18 protein-coding genes and 1 other RNA gene are annotated in these 19,180 nt (G+C 74.5%); 7 read left to right on the forward strand and 12 right to left on the reverse strand.

Annotation, left to right across the window (positions count from 1 at the left end):
* Positions 1–991: FAD-binding oxidoreductase (locus NH342_RS03435; protein ID WP_253011275.1), on the reverse strand; the 991-nt coding region annotated here is incomplete at its 3' end.
* Between the two features lie 5 nt (positions 992–996).
* Positions 997–2,532, reverse strand: coding sequence for an adenylate/guanylate cyclase domain-containing protein (locus NH342_RS24050; RefSeq protein WP_253011277.1), 1,536 nt, complete (start codon positions 2,530–2,532; stop codon positions 997–999).
* 123 nt (positions 2,533–2,655) lie between these two features.
* Between NH342_RS24050 and NH342_RS03445 the strand changes: the two genes are divergently transcribed.
* Both NH342_RS03445 and NH342_RS03450 read left to right on the forward strand, forming a co-directional pair.
* Positions 2,656–4,071, forward strand: coding sequence for a glycoside hydrolase 100 family protein (locus NH342_RS03445; protein ID WP_253011279.1), 1,416 nt, complete (start codon positions 2,656–2,658; stop codon positions 4,069–4,071).
* 93 nt (positions 4,072–4,164) lie between these two features.
* Positions 4,165–4,683, forward strand: a complete 519-nt coding sequence (locus NH342_RS03450; RefSeq protein ID WP_253011281.1) for a hypothetical protein — start codon at positions 4,165–4,167, stop codon at positions 4,681–4,683.
* Positions 4,684–4,690: 7 nt separating this feature from the next.
* On the opposite strand, the gene NH342_RS03455 is transcribed toward NH342_RS03450, so the two are convergent.
* Both NH342_RS03455 and NH342_RS03460 read right to left on the reverse strand, forming a co-directional pair.
* A complete protein-coding gene (locus NH342_RS03455; protein ID WP_253011283.1) occupies positions 4,691–5,095 on the reverse strand; it encodes a VOC family protein in 405 nt (134 codons plus the stop codon).
* Between the two features lie 3 nt (positions 5,096–5,098).
* Positions 5,099–6,205, reverse strand: a complete 1,107-nt coding sequence (locus NH342_RS03460) for an alpha/beta fold hydrolase (protein WP_253011285.1) — start codon at positions 6,203–6,205, stop codon at positions 5,099–5,101.
* Positions 6,206–6,270: 65 nt separating this feature from the next.
* Between NH342_RS03460 and NH342_RS03465 the strand changes: the two genes are divergently transcribed.
* The gene (locus tag NH342_RS03465; protein WP_253011287.1) at positions 6,271–7,305 is read left to right on the forward strand and encodes a uroporphyrinogen decarboxylase family protein; all 1,035 of its coding nucleotides are present in this window, start codon (positions 6,271–6,273) and stop codon (positions 7,303–7,305) included.
* A 103-nt stretch (positions 7,306–7,408) separates the two neighbouring features.
* Here NH342_RS03465 and NH342_RS03470 read toward each other — a convergent pair whose 3' ends face one another.
* On the reverse strand, positions 7,409–7,975 hold the full coding sequence (locus NH342_RS03470; RefSeq protein ID WP_253011290.1) for a TetR/AcrR family transcriptional regulator: 567 nt from the start codon (positions 7,973–7,975) through the stop codon (positions 7,409–7,411).
* Positions 7,976–8,040: 65 nt separating this feature from the next.
* Here NH342_RS03470 and NH342_RS03475 point away from each other — a divergent pair, with 65 nt between their 5' ends.
* A complete protein-coding gene (locus tag NH342_RS03475; RefSeq protein ID WP_253011292.1) occupies positions 8,041–9,045 on the forward strand; it encodes an NADP-dependent oxidoreductase in 1,005 nt (334 codons plus the stop codon).
* Here NH342_RS03475 and NH342_RS03480 read toward each other — a convergent pair.
* Complete coding sequence (locus NH342_RS03480; RefSeq protein ID WP_253011294.1) at positions 9,042–9,278, reverse strand: hypothetical protein; 237 nt, start codon at positions 9,276–9,278, stop codon at positions 9,042–9,044. The genes NH342_RS03475 and NH342_RS03480 overlap by 4 nt on opposite strands.
* The gene (locus NH342_RS03485; RefSeq protein ID WP_253011296.1) at positions 9,275–10,150 is read right to left on the reverse strand and encodes a sigma-70 family RNA polymerase sigma factor; all 876 of its coding nucleotides are present in this window, start codon (positions 10,148–10,150) and stop codon (positions 9,275–9,277) included. The genes NH342_RS03480 and NH342_RS03485 overlap by 4 nt, the downstream gene beginning before the upstream one ends.
* Positions 10,151–10,230: 80 nt before the next feature.
* Here NH342_RS03485 and NH342_RS24055 point away from each other — a divergent pair, with 80 nt between their 5' ends.
* Complete coding sequence (locus tag NH342_RS24055) at positions 10,231–12,594, forward strand: ATP-binding cassette domain-containing protein (protein WP_253011298.1); 2,364 nt, start codon at positions 10,231–10,233, stop codon at positions 12,592–12,594.
* Positions 12,595–12,672: 78 nt separating this feature from the next.
* Here NH342_RS24055 and ssrA read toward each other — a convergent pair.
* Both ssrA and NH342_RS03500 read right to left on the reverse strand, forming a co-directional pair.
* Positions 12,673–13,048, reverse strand: a transfer-messenger RNA (tmRNA) gene (gene ssrA / locus NH342_RS03495).
* Positions 13,049–13,076: 28 nt separating this feature from the next.
* Positions 13,077–14,234, reverse strand: coding sequence for a magnesium and cobalt transport protein CorA (locus NH342_RS03500; protein WP_253011300.1), 1,158 nt, complete (start codon positions 14,232–14,234; stop codon positions 13,077–13,079).
* 290 nt (positions 14,235–14,524) lie between these two features.
* Here NH342_RS03500 and NH342_RS03505 point away from each other — a divergent pair, with 290 nt between their 5' ends.
* Both NH342_RS03505 and NH342_RS03510 read left to right on the forward strand, forming a co-directional pair.
* Positions 14,525–15,175, forward strand: a complete 651-nt coding sequence (locus tag NH342_RS03505) for a YitT family protein (RefSeq protein WP_253011302.1) — start codon at positions 14,525–14,527, stop codon at positions 15,173–15,175.
* A 61-nt stretch (positions 15,176–15,236) separates the two neighbouring features.
* Entirely contained in the window at positions 15,237–16,724 is a 1,488-nt protein-coding gene (locus NH342_RS03510; protein ID WP_253011304.1) for a hypothetical protein, read from the forward strand.
* A 10-nt stretch (positions 16,725–16,734) separates the two neighbouring features.
* Here NH342_RS03510 and NH342_RS03515 read toward each other — a convergent pair whose 3' ends face one another.
* Genes NH342_RS03515 through NH342_RS03525 form a run of 3 tightly spaced genes read right to left on the reverse strand, consistent with a single transcriptional unit; the run spans position 16,735 to position 19,180 of the window.
* Positions 16,735–17,301 carry a carboxymuconolactone decarboxylase family protein gene (locus tag NH342_RS03515; protein ID WP_253011306.1) on the reverse strand — a complete coding sequence of 189 codons (567 nt, stop codon included), beginning with the start codon at positions 17,299–17,301 and terminating at the stop codon, positions 16,735–16,737.
* Positions 17,298–18,182: a hypothetical protein gene (locus NH342_RS03520; RefSeq protein ID WP_253011308.1), complete on the reverse strand. Its 885-nt coding sequence runs from the start codon at positions 18,180–18,182 to the stop codon at positions 17,298–17,300. Before NH342_RS03520 ends, NH342_RS03515 begins: the two co-directional genes overlap by 4 nt.
* A gap of 20 nt (positions 18,183–18,202) precedes the next feature.
* Positions 18,203–19,180, reverse strand: a complete 978-nt coding sequence (locus NH342_RS03525; protein WP_253011310.1) for a GNAT family N-acetyltransferase — start codon at positions 19,178–19,180, stop codon at positions 18,203–18,205.

Below are 19,180 nucleotides of genomic sequence, written 5' to 3' on the forward strand. Positions count from 1 at the left end.
CGGCGGCGAACCGGTGCGCGGCGTCCACCGCCGCGGCGGAGGTGTCCCCGCCGAGCTCGGCCATCAGCCAGCCGCCGCCGTCGGGCAGGTCGGGCACGCTGCCGTGCGCCCGGCGGACGACGTCGACCAGCCGGGCGTCCAGGCCCTCCAGCGCCAGCGGGCGCAGCGGCAGGAGAGCGGGGACGTCGTCGGCGGCCGCGGCCATGTCCGGGTAGGCGAGCACCGCCAGCGCGGGGGCGGGCGCCCGCGGCACGAGCCGGACCACGGCCTCCAGCAGCACCCCGCAGGTGCCCTCGGTGCCCACCAGCGCCGCGGCCAGCGACGAGCCGTTCTCGGGCAGCAGGTGCTCCAGCGAGTAGCCCGAGATCTGCCGGGCGAAGCGGCCGAACTCGGTGCGGACGACGCCGAGGTGGTCGCGGACGAACCCGGCCAGCCCGGGGACGGCGGCCAGCGCGCCGGGGCCGGACCCCGCGGTGAGGACCCGGCCGTCACCGGTGAGCCAGGTCAGCTCCACCACGTTGTCGGCGGTGCGGCCGTAGGACAGCCCGTGCGGGCCGCAGGCGTTGTTCCCGATCAGCCCGCCGAGGGTGGCCCGGGAGGCGGTGGAGGGGTCGGGGCCGAACCGCAGGCCGTGCGGTGCGGCGGCGGCCTGCAGGTCGGCGAGCACCACCCCGGGCTGCACCGTGGCGGTGCGGGCCACCGGGTTCACCGCGAGCACCCGGTGCAGGTGCCGGGAGAGGTCGAGGACCAGGCCGGGGCCGATGGCGTTCCCGGCGCAGGAGGTGCCGCCGCCGCGGGGCGTCACCGGCACGCCGTGCGCGGCGGCCAGCGCGACGGCGTCGACGACGTCGTCCCGGGTGCGGGGCTGCACGACCGCGCGCGGGGGTACCCGGTAGTTCGAGGCGTCGGTGGACCACACCGCGCGGGCCAGGCCGTCGAGGCGGGCGGCGTCGCCGAACCGGGCCCGCAGGTCGTCCTCGAAGCCCGGCACGCCGCCTATGGTGCCCCGAGCTGTGGTGCCCCGAGCACCCACAGCCGGGTCGGCTCGGAGCGGCCGCGCAGCACGACCTCCTCGCCGCGCACCCAGTGCGCCCGCTCGCCGGCGTCGGCGGCCTGCAGGGCGGCGTCGCTGGCCACCACCCGGCCGGCGTGGTCCTTGGCCAGCTCGGTGAGCCGGGCGGCGGTGTTCACCGCGTCGCCGATGACGGTGTACTCCGAGCGGCTGTCCGCGCCGATCTGGCCGGCCACGACGTCGCCCCACGCCACGCCGACGCCGACGTCGACCTCGCCGGCCTCGGCCACCGCGGTGCAGATCGCCCGGGCCGCGCGCAGGGCGGCGCCGGCCGCGTCGGGCAGCGGCTGGGGCGCGCCGAAGACGCACAGCGCGGCGTCGCCCTCGAACTTGTTGACCAGGCCGCCCTCGGCGGAGGTGGCGTCGACGACGACGGCGAAGAACCGGTTGAGCAGGCCGACCATCTCCTGCGGGCCCAGCCGCTGCGCCAACCCGGTGGAGCCGGCGACGTCGACGAACAGCGCGGCGACCGTGCGGACCTCGCCGCCGAGCTCGACGCCGTCGGACAGCGCGCGGGCGGCGACGTCGGCGCCGACGTGCCGGCCGAACAGGTCGCGCAGCCGCTCCCGCTCGGCCAGGCCGCCGGCCATGGTGTTGACCCCGTTCTGCAGCAGCCCGATCTCCCCGGCGTCGTCCACGACCACCCGGACGTCGGTGTCGCCCTCCCCGATCCGCTGCACCGCCCGGCGCAGCTCGCGCAGCGGGGTGCCGACGCCGCGGGCCACCAGCAGCGTGGCCAGCAGCCCGACGACCAGCGCGACCCCGGGCAAGAAGATCGCGGTGAACCGGCCCGGGGTGCCCTGGCCGGTGGGGTCGACCACCAGCAGGATCAGGCCGAGCATCGGCACGCCGCTGGTCAGGCCCCAGGTGAGCAGCAGGCGGCGGCGGACGCTGAGCGTGCGCGGCTGGTCGGGGGGCTGCGCGGCCAGCGCGCGGGCGGTGACGTGCCGGGCGGCGCGGGCGACCAGCAGGTAGGTCACCCCGGCGGTGACCACGCCGCCGAGGACGACGGAGATGCCGATCCGCAGCCCCACCAGGGCCTCCGGGTACACCGCCGCGGACACCACGCCCAGCCCGACCGCGGCCAGCGCCCACACCCAGGCGACCAGCCGGGCGACGTCGCCGGGCAGCCGCAGCGCCAGCAGCACCTCCTCGGGTGCGGGGGTGCGGCCGGTCCACAGCCAGCGGTTGGTCCGGCGGTGCTTGTGCAGGCCCAGGACGACGCCGACCGGGATGGCCAGCAGCAGGTAGGCCGCGCCCACGACACCGGTGACCAGCCGGCCGGTCGGGGACTCCACGTCGCTGCCGCCGTTGACCCCCAGCAGCAGCACGGTCACCACGCCCGCGCCCACGAGGTTGGCGGCGACGACGAGCAGCGCGATGCCCGGGGCGACGACCCGGTCGGCGGGCACCACCCGCCGGATCCCGGGGACCACCACGCGCAGCAGCGCGGCGGGCACGCCACGGACGGTCCCCAGCACAGCGGTGATCATCCCGGCCCCACAGCACCGGTCAACGAGCACCCGCCCCCAGGGGTGACGCAGGCCTCTACCGCCGGGCGGGCCGGCCGGTGAGGATGGGTCATGCCGGTCGCCCAGCCCACGCCCAACGACATCGCGCTGATGGCCGGTCGGGCCGGCTACGTGCTGAAGGCCAACGACCGCGGCCGGTTCACCGTTGCCTCCCCGACGCTGTACCCGCACATGTGGAGCTGGGACGCCGGGTTCGTCGCGCTCGGCATCGCGACGGTGTCGGTGCCGCGGGCGCTGGACGAGCTGCGCACCCTGCTGAGCGGGCAGTGGACGACCGGGATGATCCCGCACATCCTCTTCCACTCCCCCAGCGACTACTTCCCCGACCCGGACCGCTGGCGCACCCAGGTCGCCGCGGCCCGGCCGGTCGGGGTGCCGACCAGCGGGATCACCCAGCCGCCGATCCACGTGGTCGCGCTGTCGCGGATCCTGCACGACGCCCGCCGCAAGGGCGGCGCGGACCAGGAGCTGGCCGAGGCGTTCGTCGTCGAGACCTTCCCGCGCTGGCTGGCCTGGCACCGCTACCTGGCCACTGCCCGCGACCCGCAGGGGTTGGGCCTGGTCGAGATCCACCACGGCTGGGAGTCGGGGATGGACGACTCCCCGCGCTGGGACGCGCCCTACTCCCGGGTGGTGCCCGGGCCGATGCCGCCGTTCGTCCGCCGCGACCTGGCGCACGTCGCCGACCCCTCGCAGCGGCCCAGCGACGCCGAGTACGCCCGCTACCTGTGGCTGGTCGAGCAGAAGGTGCGGGCCCGCTACGACGACGCCGTCTACCGGGCCACCGGTGACTTCGTCGTCGGCGACGTGCTGGTGTCGGCGCTGCTGGCCGCGTCCTCGGACCTGCTGGCCGACCTCGGCGCCGAGCTCGGCGCGGACCCGGACGGCATCGAGGAGTCCCGGGCCATCGCGCGCCGCTTCCGCACCGGGGTGCTGCGCTCGGTCGACCCGGCCACCGACCTGGCCCGCGACCTGGACCTGCGGACCGGTGAGTACCTGTCGGTGGAGTCCGCCGCCGGGTTCGCACCGCTGGTGTGCGGGGGTGACGACGCGCTGCTGCGCCGCCAGCGGGACCTGCTGCTGGGCCCCCGCTGGTGCGGGCACTCCCGGCTGCGCTGGCCCGTCGTCCCCTCGGTGTCCCCGGCCTCGCCGGCGTTCCGGGAGCGCACCTACTGGCGGGGGCCGCAGTGGCCGGTGCTGAACTGGCTGATGGCCTGGGCGCTGAACCGCTCCGGTGAGCAGGAGGCGGCCAACGCGCTGCGGCTGGCCGGGCTGGCGCAGCTGGTCGACTGCGACTTCGCCGAGTACTACGAGCCGCTGACCGGCGAGCAGCTCGGGTCGAAGGACCAGTCCTGGACGGCGGCGATCGCACTGGACTTCCTGGCCGCGCGCCGCCCGGGCCGCCGCAGGCACGTCCGCCTGCTCACCGCCGAGCTGCCGGCGGTCACCCCTGCCGGCCCGCGGTAGGTCACGACCGCGCATCGGATGCGGGCCCCCCGGTGTCGGACCCCCGCCACCCCGGGCACGCCCTCGTCGACACCGACGAGCCGAGGAGGAACCGTGACCGCTCGACCCCGCCTGCTGGCGGCCCTGGGTGCCGCTGCTCTGCCGCTGGCCCTGGCCGCCGCGTGCAGCAGCCCGTCCACCAACGGGCCCGGCAGCGACGCCGACCCCTCGCCGGTGGTCTCCGAGCCGGTGCCCGTCGAGCGCAGCGCCGAGCTGCAGGACGCCGGGGGCAGCACCATCGGGTCGGCCACCCTCAGCCAGGCGGCGACCGCAGCCGGGACCACGGTGGAGCTCGACGCGGCCGGTCTCTCGGTCGGCGAGCACCCCCTGACCTTGCTCGACTCGGCCGACTGCGCGGCCGCGCTGGAGGGCTCGGGGCAGCCCGTCGAGGGAGCCGAGCTGGCCGGCCTGGTGGTGCAGGACGACGGTGGCGGCCAGGTCTCGGCGACCGTCGACGTGCAGCTGGAGGACCTGCTGGACGACGACGGCAGCGCGCTGCTCGTCGGACCGGCCGACACCGACGCGGCCGGTCCGACCGGTTCCGAGCAGGCCTGCGCCGCCTTCGGGGGCTGAGCCGGGCTCAGCCCTGCCCGCCGGGGCGGTAGGTGCAGATCGACCACTGGTAGCCCTCACGGTCGAGCAGCTCGGCGCGGTGGTTGCCCCAGGGCGTGTCCTGCGGTGCGATCAGCGAGGTCATCCCGGCCGCCACCGCCCGGGCGTGCACCGCGTCCACCTCGTCGGGCCCGTCGAGGGTGAGCACGGTCCCGGCTCCGACGCACCGGTCGGTGACCTCGGGTTTGCGGTAGCCGACGTGGTCGGTCTGCACCAGGACCACCGCGTCGCCGAGCCGCAGCTCCGCGTGCGCGATCCCCCCGTCGGCGTCGGGCCAGACGACCAGCTCCTCGAAGCCGAGGCCGGCGACGAGCTGGTCGACCAGCGCCCGCGGGTCACGGGCGCACAGGAACACCGACATGGCGGCGGCCACGGCTCAGACCTCCGTGGCCAGCAGCTCCCCCAGGTTCGCGTCGACGGCGTCCAGGTAGGTCTGCTCGAAGCCGAACAGGCCGAAGTGGCCGGCGATGCTGGGCAGCACCCGCAGCTGCGCCCCCGGGACCAGCTCGGCCTCCCGACGGCAGTCCCGGACCGGGAAGAACATGTCCTCGTCGATGGGCATGACGAACGTCCGCGCGGTGACCCGGCCCAGCGCCGCGGCCAGGTCGCCGCCGGTGTGCCGGGCGACGTCGCCGCGCTGCCACTTCCAGCCCATGACCAGCAGCGCGTTGGGGTCCATCGCGCCGAACACCGCGCGGGTGAACCGCTCCTGGAACTCGGTGAAGGTGTCCCAGCTGGTGTCGGGCAGCTCGATGCCGCGCCAGAACCCCGACCGCCAGAACTCCGTCGACAGGCCCATGATCGCCCAGATGTCGGCGTGCCGGGCCAGCCCGGCGGCGACCTCGGTGTGGCTGGCGTACTCCCCGCCGTTCCACCCCGGGTCGGAGGTGATCGCGTCCATGAGGGTCTGGGTGAAGAGGAAGTCGTGCGGGGTGTTCTGCGCGGTGCCGGCGATCGGGGCGGCCCGCTGCACCGCCTCGGGGTAGCGCACCGCCCACTCGTAGACCTGCTGCGCGCCCATCGAGCCGCCGACCACCAGGGCCCACCGGTCGATGCCGAACACCTCCTGGGTCAGCTGCCGCTGAGCCCGGACGTCGTCCCCGATCCGGACCTGGGGGAACCGCGACATCGCGATGGTCGGGTCGTCGGTGGTGTGCGGGGACGTCGAGAGCCCGTTGCCGATCTGGTTCACCACGACGATGAAGTACTTCTCCGGGTCCAGCGCCCGGCCGGGCCCGATGTAGACCTGCCACCAGGTGGCGTGGGTGCCGCTGAACCAGGTCGGGACCAGGATCGCGTTGTCCCTGGCCTGGTTCAGCTCGCCGTAGGTGGCGACGGCCAGCTGGAGGTCGGGGATGGTCCCGCCCTCCTCCAGCTCGAAGGACCCCAGGGAGTGCAGCTGGTAGGGGCCCTGCACCTCGGGTGTGTAGAACGGGTTCTCGATCACGGGCAGCTCCTCGTCGAGCCGGGTGGGTGAGGCCACCCTGGCCCACGCCCGGGCCCCTGTCACCCCTGGGGCCGGCGAGGGCGTCGGGCAGGATCGACGGCATGCCCCGCCCGCTGCCGCCGCTGCCCACGACCGTCGTCGGGAGCCTGCCCCAGCCCGACTGGCTGATCGACCGCGACCGGCTGGGCCACCAGTTCCCGCCGCGGGTGCGGGCCGCCGAGCTCTGGCGGATCCCGGCCGACCGGCTGGCCGAGGCGCAGGACGACGCCACCCTGGTCACCATCCGGGCCCAGGAGGAAGCCGGGCTGGACATCATCGGGGACGGCGAGGTCCGCCGGGAGTCCTACTCCAACCACTTCGCCACCGCCCTGGAGGGCATCGACCTCGACTCCCCGGGCACGGTGCGCAACCGCTCGGGCCTGGACATCCCGGTGCCCCGCGTGGTCGGCCCGATCACCCGGCCGCGGCCGGTGCAGGCCGACGACGTGCGGTTCCTGCGCGCGCACACCGACCGGGCCGTCAAGATCACCGTCCCGGGGCCGTTCACCATGGCGCAGCAGGCGCAGGACGACCACTACGGCGACGACCGCGAGCTGGCACTGGCCTACGCCGACGTCGTCCGGGCGGAGATCGCCGACCTGTTCGCCGCCGGCGCGGACGTCGTCCAGCTGGACGAGCCGTGGCTGCAGGCCCGGCCCGAGGTCGCCCGCCGGTACGGGGTCGAGGCGCTGAACCGGGCCCTGGAGGGCGCGGCCGGCACCACCCACGTGCACCTGTGCTTCGGGTACGCCGCGATGGTCGCCCAGCGCCCCGACGGCTACTCGTTCCTGCCCGAGCTGGCCGACGTCACCTGCGACGCGGTGTCGGTGGAGACCGCGCAGTCCCACCTGGACCCGGCGACCCTGGAGCCGTTGCGCGGCAAGGGCATCGCGCTCGGCGTGCTGGACCTCTCGACGCCCGAGGTCGAGACGCCGGTGCAGGTCGCAGACCGGGTGCGCCGCGCGCTGGACCACGTGGACGTGGCGAAGCTGGTGCTCTCCAGCGACTGCGGCCTGAAGTACCTGCCGCGGGAGTCCGCCGCCGGCAAGATGCGCGCCCTGGCGATGGCCGCGGAGCTGGTCCGCGGCGAGCTCTGACCCCGGCGTGGATCAGGTGCGACGACGGATGTGCATCCTCCGCCACCGACGTCGGCCGGGGAGGATGCACGCTGCTCGTCGCAGCTGATCCACGTCGGGCCCCTCAGGCGACCTGTGCCAGCGCCACGTCCAGCGACCGGACGGCGCCGTCGGGGTCGACCCGGGCCAGGGCGAAGGCGGCGACCACCAGCGAGGTGAGGGTGTCGGCGAGCTCGGCGGGGTCGCGGCCGGGGAACCGGGCACGCCCGCCGCGCTCGAACGCCGTCCGCAGCTCGGCGCGGTAGCCGGCGACCACGGCGCGCACGGCGGCGTCCCCGCCGATGGGTGCGGTGGCGGTGTTGACCAGCAGGCATCCCTGCCCGGCGCCGGGCGGGTCGGCGTCGGCGATCGCCGCGCGCAGGCCCGCGAGGTACTCGACCAGGGCGTCGGGGGCGACCTCGGACCCGGTGAGGACGGCGAGGCGCGGGCGGACGACCTCGTCGAGGTAGCTCTGCACGGCGGCGTCGAACAGGCCGCGCTTGCTGCCGAAGGCGTGGTAGATGCTCGAGCGGTTCAGGCCGGTGGCGCGCTCGAGCTCGGGCACGGAGGACCCCTCGAATCCCTGGGTCCAGAACACCCCGCGCGCGGCGCGGACGGCGTCCTCGGTCACGTAGGCCTGCGGTCGGGGCACGCGGCCTCCTCGGACGTGTACGGTCGGATCTGAACCGATCGTTCCACTACTCCGTCGGGAGCGCCATGACCGAGAGCACCCAGGTCCAGCTCGTCCGCCGTCCCCAGGGCTGGCCGACGCACGAGGACTTCGCGACCGTCACCGTCACCTACGGCGACCTCGCCCCCGGCCAGGTCCGGGTGCGCAACGAGTTCCTCTCCGTCGACCCGTACATGCGGGGCCGGATGAACGACGTGAAGAGCTACATCCCGCCCTTCGCGCTCGGCGAGACGATGACCGGCGGCGCGGTCGGCCGGGTCGAGGAGTCCACCTCCGACGCCCACCCGGTCGGCTCGCTCGTGCTGCACAACTTCGGCTGGCGGGACGTCGTCCAGGAGGACGCCCGCGGCTTCCGGGTCGTGCAGGAGGTACCCGGTGCACCCCACTCCCTGCACCTGGGCATCCTCGGCCTGACCGGCATGACCGCCTACGTCGGGCTCACCGCCATCGCGCAGCTGCAGGAGGGCGACACCGTCTTCGTGTCCGGTGCCGCCGGCGCGGTCGGCTCCGCGGTGGGCCAGATCGCGAAGCTGCTGGGCGCCGCACGGGTCATCGGCTCGGCCGGGTCGCCGGAGAAGGTCGCGCTGCTGACGGAGAAGTACGGCTACGACGCCGGCTTCGACTACAAGGCGGGCCCCGTCCTCGACCAGCTGCGCGCGGCCGCCCCCGACGGCATCGACGTGTACTTCGACAACGTCGGCGGCGACCACCTCGAAGCCGCGCTCGCCGTCTTCAACGACGGCGGGCGGGCCGCGCTGTGCGGTGCGATCAGCGGCTACAACGCCGAGCAGGCGCCCCCCGGGCCGCGCAACCTGATGAACGTCATCAAGGGCGGACTGACCCTGAAGGGCTTCACGCTGGGCAACTACGGTCACCTCGCCCCGGAGTTCCGCGAGCACATGACCGGCTGGTTCGCCGACGGCCGCATCGCCTGGGACGAGACCGTGGTGGAGGGCATCGACCACGCGGTCGACGCCTTCCTCGGCATGATGCGCGGGGAGAACACCGGCAAGATGGTCGTGAAGATCTAGCCCTCGGGAAGGGCCTCGAAGGCCCGCTGCGCGTCCCGGTACCAGTCCATCGACTTCTTCGGGTGCCGCCAGCGGGCCTTCATCGCGTCCCGGGCGTCGGTGTGCGTGGCGTCCCCGGCCGCCTCGCGCTCCTTCAGGTGCGCATCCTGGGCGTTGATGACGGCGTTCGCGTCCTCGCCGCGGTGCGGGTGGTCGCAGGGCCCGCCGAGCTGCGCGCAGGTCATCGTCTTCATGGGTGCTCCTCCGTCGTGGTGGTGTCCTGCTCCTCTGACGACGGCGGCGCCCCGGGTGTGACCGACCGGCGCTGCACCGACGCGAGCACGTCGGGCTCGGCCCGGAAGACGATGGCGGTGACCTGGCCGTCGACCACGGTGAAGTCGAAGACCACCTTCACCTCGCCGCGGTGGTACCAGGCGTAGCCGGGCCGGTCGTCCACCAGCACCGGCAGCGCGGCGTGCGCGCTGCCGTCGAAGAACGCCGCGACGGCGTCCCGGCCCTCGATCCGCTCCGGCGTGCCGGCCTGCAGCGCCGCGGCGTCCGCGGTGACCCCGGCCCCGGGGGCCAGCAGCTCCAGCAGGCGCGCCAGGTCGCCCCCGCGCGCGGCGGCCATGAAGGCGTCGACCACCTCCCAGTCCGCCAGCCGGTCCTCCGGCGCCGGCTGCCCGATGCGAGCCCGGGCCCGGGACGCGAGCTTGCGGGCCGCGGCCGGGGTGGTGCCCAGGACGGCGGCGACGGTGTCGAAGGCGTAGCCGAAGCTGTCGTGCAGCACGAACGCCACCCGCTCCCGCGGCGGCAGCCGGTCCAGCACCACCTGGAGCGCGACGCCGACGGTGTCGGCCAGGACGACGTCGTCCGCGGGGTCGGGTGCGGCGCCGGGCAGCTCGACGTCCTCGACCGGCACCGGCACGCGTGCCTTCAGCCGGTCCAGGCAGAGCCGGGTGGTCACCGTCGTCAGCCAGGCCGGCAGGTCGTCGACGTCGGCGTCGGTGCGGTCCAGCCGCAGCCACGCCTGCTGGACGACGTCCTCCGCCTCCGCCCGGTCGCCCAGCACCCGGGCGGCCAGCGCCACCAGCCGCGGCCGCTCCGCCTCGAACCCCTCGGTCATCGCCACATCCTCCTGTCGACCGGGCCCGATCGGGTGTGACCGGCTCGGAATCGTCGTCCGGGTGCGGTAGACACCACGCCGTGGAGCACCCGGCCGACAGCCACGACCTCATCCGCGTCCTCGGCGCCCGCGAGAACAACCTCAAGGACGTCGACGTCGAGATCCCCAAGCGCCGCCTCACGGTGTTCACCGGGGTGTCGGGGTCGGGCAAGAGCTCGCTGGTGTTCGCCACCATCGCCGCGGAGTCCCAGCGGCTGATCAACGAGACCTACCCGGCGTTCCTGCAGGGCTTCATGCCCTCGCAGGCCCGCCCCGACGTCGACCTCCTCGACGGCCTGACCACCGCGATCATCGTCGACCAGGAGCGGATGGGCGCCAACCCGCGCTCCACCCTGGGCACCGCCACCGACGTCAACGCCCTGCTGCGCATCCTGTTCAGCAAGGTCGGCCAGCCGCACATCGGCTCCGCGCAGGCGTTCTCCTTCAACACCGCCACGGTCAGCGGCAAGGGCGGGCTGACCGTCGAGCGCGGCGACCCGGCGGCCGGGAGGAAGGTCGAGCGCAAGGAGTTCCACGTGCAGGGCGGCATGTGCGCCCGGTGCGAGGGCCGCGGCTCGGTCACCGACGTCGACCGCAGCGCGCTCTACGACGACACGAAGTCCATCAACGGGGGCGCGCTGACCATCCCCGGCTGGTCGATGGACGGCTGGCAGGGCCGCATCCTGCGCGGGGCCGGCCTGTTCGACTGCGACACCCCGATCCGCGACCTGCCCGAGCGCGAGCTGCGGGCGCTGCTGTACCAGGACGCCACCAAGATCAAGGTCGAGGGCATCAACCTGACCTTCCTGGGGATCATCCCGCAGATCCAGAAGTCTTTCCTGTCCAAGGACGTCGACGCGATGCAGCCGCACATCCGCGCCTTCGTCGAGCGGGCGGTCACCTTCACCACCTGCCCCGACTGCGACGGCACCCGGCTCAACGAGACCGCCCGCAGCTCCCGCATCGCGGGCAAGAACATCGCCGAGCTGTGCCAGATGCAGATCAGCGACCTGGCCGCGTGGGTCCGGGAGCTGCAGGAATCCTCGGTGGCGCCGCTGGTGGCCGGGCTGCGCGACACCCTCGACGCGTTCACCGACATCGGGCTGGGCTACCTGTCGCTCGACCGCCCGGCCGGCACGCTGTCCGGCGGCGAGGCGCAGCGCACCAAGCTCATCCGGCACCTCGGGTCCTCGCTGACCGACGTCACCTACGTCTTCGACGAGCCCACCATCGGCCTGCACCCGCACGACATCGGCAAGATGAACACCCTGCTGCTGCAGCTGCGCGACAAGGGCAACACCGTGCTGGTGGTCGAGCACAAGCCCGAGACCATCGCCATCGCCGACCACGTGGTCGACATGGGCCCGCGGGCGGGCACCGCCGGCGGCGAGGTGGTCTACGAGGGGTCGCTGGCGGGCCTGCGGGCCAGCGGCACGCTCACCGGGCAGCACCTCGACGACCGGGCCCGGCTCAAGGACGCCGTCCGCACCCCGACCGGCGTGCTGGAGGTGCGCGGGGCGAGCACGCACAACCTGCAGGACGTGGACGTCGACGTCCCGCTGGGCGTGCTGGTGGTCGTGACCGGGGTGGCCGGGTCGGGCAAGAGCTCGCTGGTGCACGGCTCGGTCGCCGGCCGCGAGGGCGTGGTCAGCATCGACCAGAGCGCGATCAAGGGGTCACGGCGCAGCAACCCGGCCACCTACACCGGGCTGCTGGAGCCGGTGCGCAAGGCGTTCGCCAAGGCCAACGGGGTCAAGCCGGCGCTGTTCAGCGCCAACTCCGAGGGCGCCTGCCCGTCCTGCAACGGCGCGGGCGTGATCATCACCGAGATCCCGACGATGGGCACCGTCTCGACCCCGTGCGAGGAGTGCGAGGGCAAGCGGTTCCAGGCCGCGGTCCTCGAGTACCGCCTGGGCGGGAAGAACATCGCCGAGGTGCTCGCCCTGTCGGTCGCCGAGGCCCACGACTACTTCGGGGACGGCGAGGCGAAGACGCCCGCCGCGCACGCGGTGCTGACCCGCATGGCCGACGTCGGCCTGGGCTACCTCACTCTGGGCCAGCCGCTCAACACGCTGTCCGGCGGCGAGCGGCAGCGGCTGAAGCTGGCCACCCAGATGGGCGAGGGCGGCACGGTCTACGTGCTCGACGAACCCACCACCGGCCTGCACCTGGCCGACGTCGACCAACTGCTGGGCCTGCTCGACCGGCTGGTCGACGCCGGGAAGTCGGTCATCGTGATCGAGCACCACCAGGCCGTCATGGCGCACGCCGACCACGTCATCGACATCGGGCCCGGCGCCGGGCACGACGGCGGTCGGGTGGTCTTCCAGGGCACGCCCGCGCAGCTGGTCGCCGACCGCTCCACCCTCACCGGCCAGCACCTCGCCGCCTACGTCGGCGCCTGACCGACGGGCCCCGGACGCAGCAGAGCCCGAGCGGTCCGAGGACCGTCCGGGCTCTGCTCTGCCAGGGGTGGTGCAGTGATGTGGAGGTGGCGGGAATCGAACCCGCGTCCTTCGACGCGCGACCAGGGCTTCTCCGAGCGCAGTCCGCTGTGTCCCTGCTCGACCTTCCCGATCCCACGAACAGGTCGGGACGACAGGCCCAGTCGCTGTGGGGTGTCCCGTGCCGGTCCGCGACCGACCAGCACGGTGAGTCATCTAGCTGATGCCAGGATCCGGGCCGATGACAGAACCCGGGCTGACAGACTCACTCCGGCTGCTTACGCAGCGAGAGCGAAGTCGCGCTGACTGGAGTCGGCGCTTGTGTGTTTTCCAACGCGTGGTTAACGAGCTCATCGTTGGCTTCCTCGGCTCGCTTCCCCTGGTGACCCGACCGAAGTCGAGACCAATCACCCCCTGTGCAGTTGTGCTGGTCGAGCTTACGCCTAGATCCAGTCGCGGCGCTTGAAGATCACGTAGAGCGTCAGGCTGGTCGCGAGCATCAGTGCCAGGGCGAACGGGTAGCCGTAGACCCACGTCCGCTCGGGCATGTGGTCGAAGTTCATCCCGTAGACCCCGCCCACCAGGGACGGCGCGAACAGGATGGCCGCCCACGCGGAGATCTTCTTGACCTCCTCGCCCTGCGCGATCGAGGTCTCCGAGAGCGTCTTCATCTCCTCGTTCTGCCGCTGCGCGACCAGCGTGGCGTTCACGGTGAGGATGTCGCGCAGCTGCGACCGGAAGGCGTCCACCCGCTCGTTGATGCCGGTGACGTGGTCGGCGACGTCGCGCAGGTAGGCCCGCAGCTCCTCGTCGACGCCGTACTTCTCGAACCCGGCCGCGATCGCCGCGCAGATCCCCGACAGCGGCGCGGTGGCCCGCTGCACGTCGAGCACCTCCTGGGACAGCTCGTAGATCCGCCGCGAGACCTTCGGGTCCCCGCGGAACACCTCGAGCTCGATCTCGTCGATGTCCTTGTCCAGGCCCGCCAGCACCGGCAGGTACCCGTCGACGACGGCGTCGAGGATGGCGTAGAGCACCGACTCGCTGCCCTTGGCCAGCAGCTCCGGGTCGCTCTCCAGCCGCCGGCGCACCCGCGCCAGGTCCGGGGACTCCGCGTGCCGGATGGTGATGACGAAGTCCCGGCCGAGGAACAGGTGCAGCTCGCCGAACTCGACCTCCTCGCGGGCGTCGAGGTAGCGAGCGGCCTTGAGGACGACGAACAGCGTCTCCCCGTACCGCTCGAACTTCGGTCGCTGGTGGGCGTGGATGGCGTCCTCGACCGCGAGCTCCGGCAGGTCGAACAGCTCCGCCAGCTCCCCGACCTGGCGGGGCTCGGGCCGGTAGAGCCCCAGCCAGGCCAGCCGGCTCTCGGTGAACCCGTCGGCCAGCTGCAGCAGCGTCCGGCTCTCGGCGGGCGACTCGGCGGTGGCCACCCGCTTGCCGTGGCTGTAGACGGCGTTGTCGATGACCTTCGGCCCGCGGCCGGGCAGCTCGAGCCGGGTCGCGGGCTCCGGCGACAGCCCGTTCGGCCGGGGCCGGCGGGCGAGGGTGGTCAGCGCGGTGAGGGGTGCGGTGAGCTGGGGACGGCGGCGGTCGGCCACGGCGGGCTCCCTGGGGGTCGAGCGGTTCGGGGCACCGGAGGAGGTCCCGCCCGCAGGACGCACGTGCGCTCAGGCGGCGGGGACCTCGGGACTACTCGGGGGTTCGCTGCGCACCGCGGCACCTCCCTGGTCGTGGGCCCGCCGTCCGGGCCGTCGTCCATGGTGACACGCCCGGGCGCGCCGATCACCTGCAGCGGACCTCCGCGCGGCGGGAACCACCCGCCCGGAGCAGTCCACCGGGCCACGGTGGACCGCTCCCCGCGCCGCCGACGCGGTCCACGCTGGACGTCGTGCCCCCCGAGCTCTCCCCCCTCCGGCAGCTGCGCACCGGCCGGCTGCCCCGCCGCCTGGTGCAGCTGTACGCCGGCCTCGCGCTGTACGGGTTCTCGATGGCCCTGGTGCTGCGCGCCGACCTCGGCCTGGACCCCTGGGACGTGCTGCACCAGGGCCTGTCCGAGCAGCTGGGCTGGTCCTTCGGCACCGTGGTCATCGTGGTCGGCGCGCTGGTGCTGCTGCTGTGGGTCCCGCTGCGGCAGCGGCCGGGGCTGGGCACGGTCAGCAACGTCGTCGTCATCGGGGTCGCGGTGGACGCCGGCCTCGCGGTGCTCCCGCCGGTGGACTCCCTGCCGGTGCGGATCGGCCTGCTCGTGGGCGGCGTCGTCCTCAACGGCCTCGCCGGGGCCACCTACCTGGCCAGCGCGTTCGGGGCCGGCCCGCGGGACGGGCTGATGACCGGCCTGGTGACCCGCACCGGCCGCAGCGTGCGGCTGGTACGCACCTGCCTGGAGCTCACCGTGCTCGCCGTCGGCCTGCTGCTGGGCGGCACGGTCGGCGTCGGCACCGTGCTCTACGCGGTGGCGATCGGCCCGCTGGTGCAGCTGTTCCTGCCGCTGGTCGCCGTCCGGCTCCCCGCCCGCGAGGGGGAGCCGGTCCCGGCCTGACTCAAGGAGCCGGCGCCGCGGGCCGACGGAGGGAGGGACCGCCGCCCGACCCGAGGACACCGTGACCGCCACCCTGAGCCCACACCCGGCCACCGCACCCGACGGCGCGGGTGCCCCCCGGCGCCGGCCGGACCGGTGGCGCTGGCTGCTGCTCGGCGGCGCGCTGCCGTTCGTGCTGGTCGCCCTGGCCCGGTCCACCCGTTTCTCCGAGGGCGACACGTACTGGCAGGTCACCACCGGCGCGGAAATCCTGCAGCGGCGCACCACCGCGCTGGTGGAGAACGACAGCTGGGACGCCGCCGGCACGCCGTGGCACCCGAACTCCTGGTTGTACGACGTGCTGGTGGAGCGCGCGTGGGCGCTGGGTGGCTGGGCCGGCCTGGGCTGGTGGACCGTGCTCACCGTCTCCCTCGTCGGCGCCGCCGTCGCGCTGGTCGGGCGCGGGCTGGGGGCGTCCGTCCCCCACCTGACGGTGCTGGGCACCGTCGCGGTCGTCCCGCTCGTCGTGTGGCTGTCGGCCCGGCCGCAGACGGTCAGCTACGCGCTGGTGGTCCTGGTCGTCGCGCTCGCCGCCCGGGTGCTGACCTCCCCCCGCCGCCTCCTGAGCGGGGCCGCCGCCCTCCTCGCCCTGACCGCGGTGTGGGTGAACCTGCACCTGGCGGCGCTGGGCGGGCTGGCCGCGGTGGCGGGTGGGGTCGCCCTGGCCGCGCTCACCGGCCCGGCCCGGGCACGGCTGGGCCGCTCGGCGGTCGTCGTCGGCGCCGTCGGGGTCGGCTGCCTGCTGTCCCCGCTGGGGACGGGCATCCTCGCCGCCGCCGGCGCCACGGCCGGTGCGTCGGTGGACCTCATCGACGAGTGGGCGCCGCTGTGGCGGGCGAAGGGCTACCTCGTCCTGACCTGGTCGGTGGCCGCCCTGCTGTGCGCCGCGCTGGTGGTGGCGTGGCGCCGGTCCGCGCGGACCGGGACCACGCCGTCGTGGCTGCCGTACTGGACCGGGGCCACGGCCGTGCTGGTCGCCGGCGGCGTCACCGCTGCCCGGTTCTCCCCGATGGCGCTGCTGGTGGCCCTGCCCGCGGTGGCCGCCGTCGTCCCGCTGCTGCGCCCGGCGCGCCTGCCGTGGCTGGTCAGCCGCTTGTCCCTGGCCCTGCCGGTCGCGGTCGGCGCCGCGGTGCTCGGCGTCGCCCTCTCCGACCTGGGCGACTTCGGCCGGCCCGGGCCGCTGTTCCCGACCGCGGCCACGATCGCCGCCGTCCCCGACGGCTGCCGGGTGCTCAACGAGTACGACGAGGGCGGCCTGCTCACCCTGCTGCGCGGGTCGGACGGCGTGCTCGTCTCCGCCGACGGCCGCAACGACGTCTACGGCATGGACACCCTCGTGTGGGCCGAGCGGCTGATGGCCGGCCGGGACGGCGCGCTGGCCGAGCTGGCCGAGCACCGCGTCGGGTGCCTGCTGCTCGAGCCCGACCGGCCGCTGGTCGCCCAGGCGGTGGCCGCCGGCTGGCGGATCACCGCCCGGGACGACGTCCGGGTGCTGCTGATCGCCCCCTAGTTCGAGGCGACTAGCTGGACCCCACCTCGCCCTCGGGCGGGGGCACCTGCAGCGCGACCAGGAACCGGCTGACCATCGCGTAGCCGCCGATGGTGACCATCAGCTCGACGATTTCCTGCTCGCTGAACTCGGCGCGCACCTGCTGGAAGAGCAGGTCGGGGATCTCGACGCCGAAGGTGGAGGTGTCGGCGAGCTCCAGCACCAGGTTCTGCCGGTAGTCGAAGTGCTGGTTGGGGTCCATGTCGTACAGCGCGTCGATCTGCGCCTCGGTGACCCCGGCCCGGCGGGCGGCCTCCTTGTGGGCCACCCACTCGAACGCGGCGTTGTTGAGCACCGCGACCCGCAGGATGACCAGCTCCCGCAGGTCCGGCGCCAGCGAGGACTTGTGCCGCAGCGCGCCGAGCAGCTCGTTCCAGCCGTCGGCGACCGGGGGGCTGTGCAGGAGCAGCTTGTCCAGCGCGGACAGCTCGCCGCCGCGGCGGGCGGCCATCCGCTGGGCGACCGGCTCGGCGTCCGGGCCGATCTCGGGGAAGGGCAGCCGGGCCGGGCCGGTGGACTCGTGCCGGGCCGCGCTCACCGGGAGCTCCCGGCCAGGACGCCGGCGGGGTAGGCCCCGTTCGCCACCAGGGTGCGGGCCATGCCCTTGGCCAGCTCCACCACCCGCCCGGTGCGGTCGGCCCCCAGGTGCTCGAAGGGCTGCACGCTCAGCATGTCCGTCGCCTCCTCCACGGCCCCGCGCAGGGCCACGCCGTCCTCGGTCAGGCCGTGCTCGTCGAGCAGGCCCCGCTCGGTGAGCCGCTGCTGGGCCGCCGTCCACTCCTCGGGGCTCCAGCCGCGGGTGCGCTGGGCCGCCTCGACGGTGAAGCCGCGGCCGGTGGCGGTGTGGGTGACCAGCGCCTCCGGGCCGGGCAGGCCGTGCAGCTGCAGGGCCATCAGGTGCCCGTCGCCGCGGTGCTCGCGCAGCAGGGTCGCCGCGTGCCACAGCCGCCCGACCGGGTCGGTGGGCCACGGCACGTCGGCGTGCGCGGCGTAGAGCGGCCGGGCCTCGGGGGTGAGCGCGGTGCAGGCCTCGGCGAGCAGGTCGCCGAGCTCGGCGACCTTCTCGGTCGGGGTGTCGCCGAGCAGCCGGGTCAGCGAGGCGGTCGCGCTGGCCCAGCGGGCGGCCACGACGGCGTCCGGCGACGCGAGGGTCCAGCAGCGCGGCACGTGCCGGGCCACCAGGGACGGGGAGAAGTTGTAGAACGTGGCGACGACGGTGCCCGGGCCGACCGCGCCCATCGGCGCTGCCCGGCCGGCGAAGTAGGCCATCCGGCCGGGGCGCAGCCCCGTGGCGGCGAGCTGCTCCTCGTGCTCGGGCGAGAAGTAGTGGTGCGAGTGCAGCGGCTCCACCGCCCGGTGCGCGCGGCCGACGAGCCGCAGGTCGACCCCCGGCGGTGTGAGCTGATCCACAGTGACCATGCCCGGACCCTACTGGTCGATCAGCGGAGTGCGGGCACCTGCACCGACCAGGACACCCGGGTCCGACGGACCGCGAACCCGAGCGAGGTGTAGAGACCCTGCGCGTCGGAGACGTTGTCGGTGTCCACCTCCAGCGAGGCGCTGTCGCAGCCGGCAGCCGCGGCGGCGGCCAGGGCCGCGGTGATGACCGCCTTGGACAGCCCCCGGCCCCGCGCGGACGGGACGACGCCGATCTGGCCGTAGTAGGCGTCGGCCTCCCCGGTCGCCGCGGTGTCGGCCTCGTACAGGTAGGCCAGCACGTAGCCCAGCACCTCGTCGTCCTCGACCGCAAGCACCGACAGGTCGGGCCGGAAGGCCCGCTGGCCGGTGAACATCGACTCCCAGGACGTGCGGTCGCGCTCGCTGGACCCGTAGTGCTCGGTGAAGGCCGCGTTGTGGGCGTGCCGCACCTGCTCGTCGCGGGCCCAGTCGAAGGGCACGAGCTGCACGCCGTCGACGACCCGCGGGGCGGGCAGGTCGGTGAGCGGGCGGGCCATGGTCTGGAACCAGCGCGCCGGCTCGAAGCCGGACCGGCGCAGCAGCCCCTCCAGCCCGGCGACGGTGTCCAGCGCGAGCACGGTCAGCCGGCCGTGTGCCTCCGGGTGCCGCTCGGCGTGGATCTGCCGGCCACGCTCGACCTGCCACGCCAGCAGGGCCCGGCCGATGCCCTCGCCCCGGCGGTCGGGGTGCACCCGGCCGTCCAGGTGCACCGCGTAGGCGTCCCGGAAGGTGGGCGGCGCCACCGCCGCGCCCGCGGCGACGACGTCGTCGCCGTCGACCACCACCCGCAGGTCCCGGTCGGCGTCCACGAAGGGGGCGAACCAGTACTCGGCCAGGTCGTCGGCGTCGTGGTGCTCACCGGTGTCGTCGACCCGCTCGGCGGCGGCGAGCAGCCCGGCCACGGCCGGCAGGTCCTCCTGGGTCAGCGGGCGGTCGACGAGTCCGGCGGGGAAAGGCAC

The organism is Klenkia sp. PcliD-1-E (assembly GCF_024124375.1).
GTDB lineage: Bacteria > Actinomycetota > Actinomycetes > Mycobacteriales > Geodermatophilaceae > Klenkia.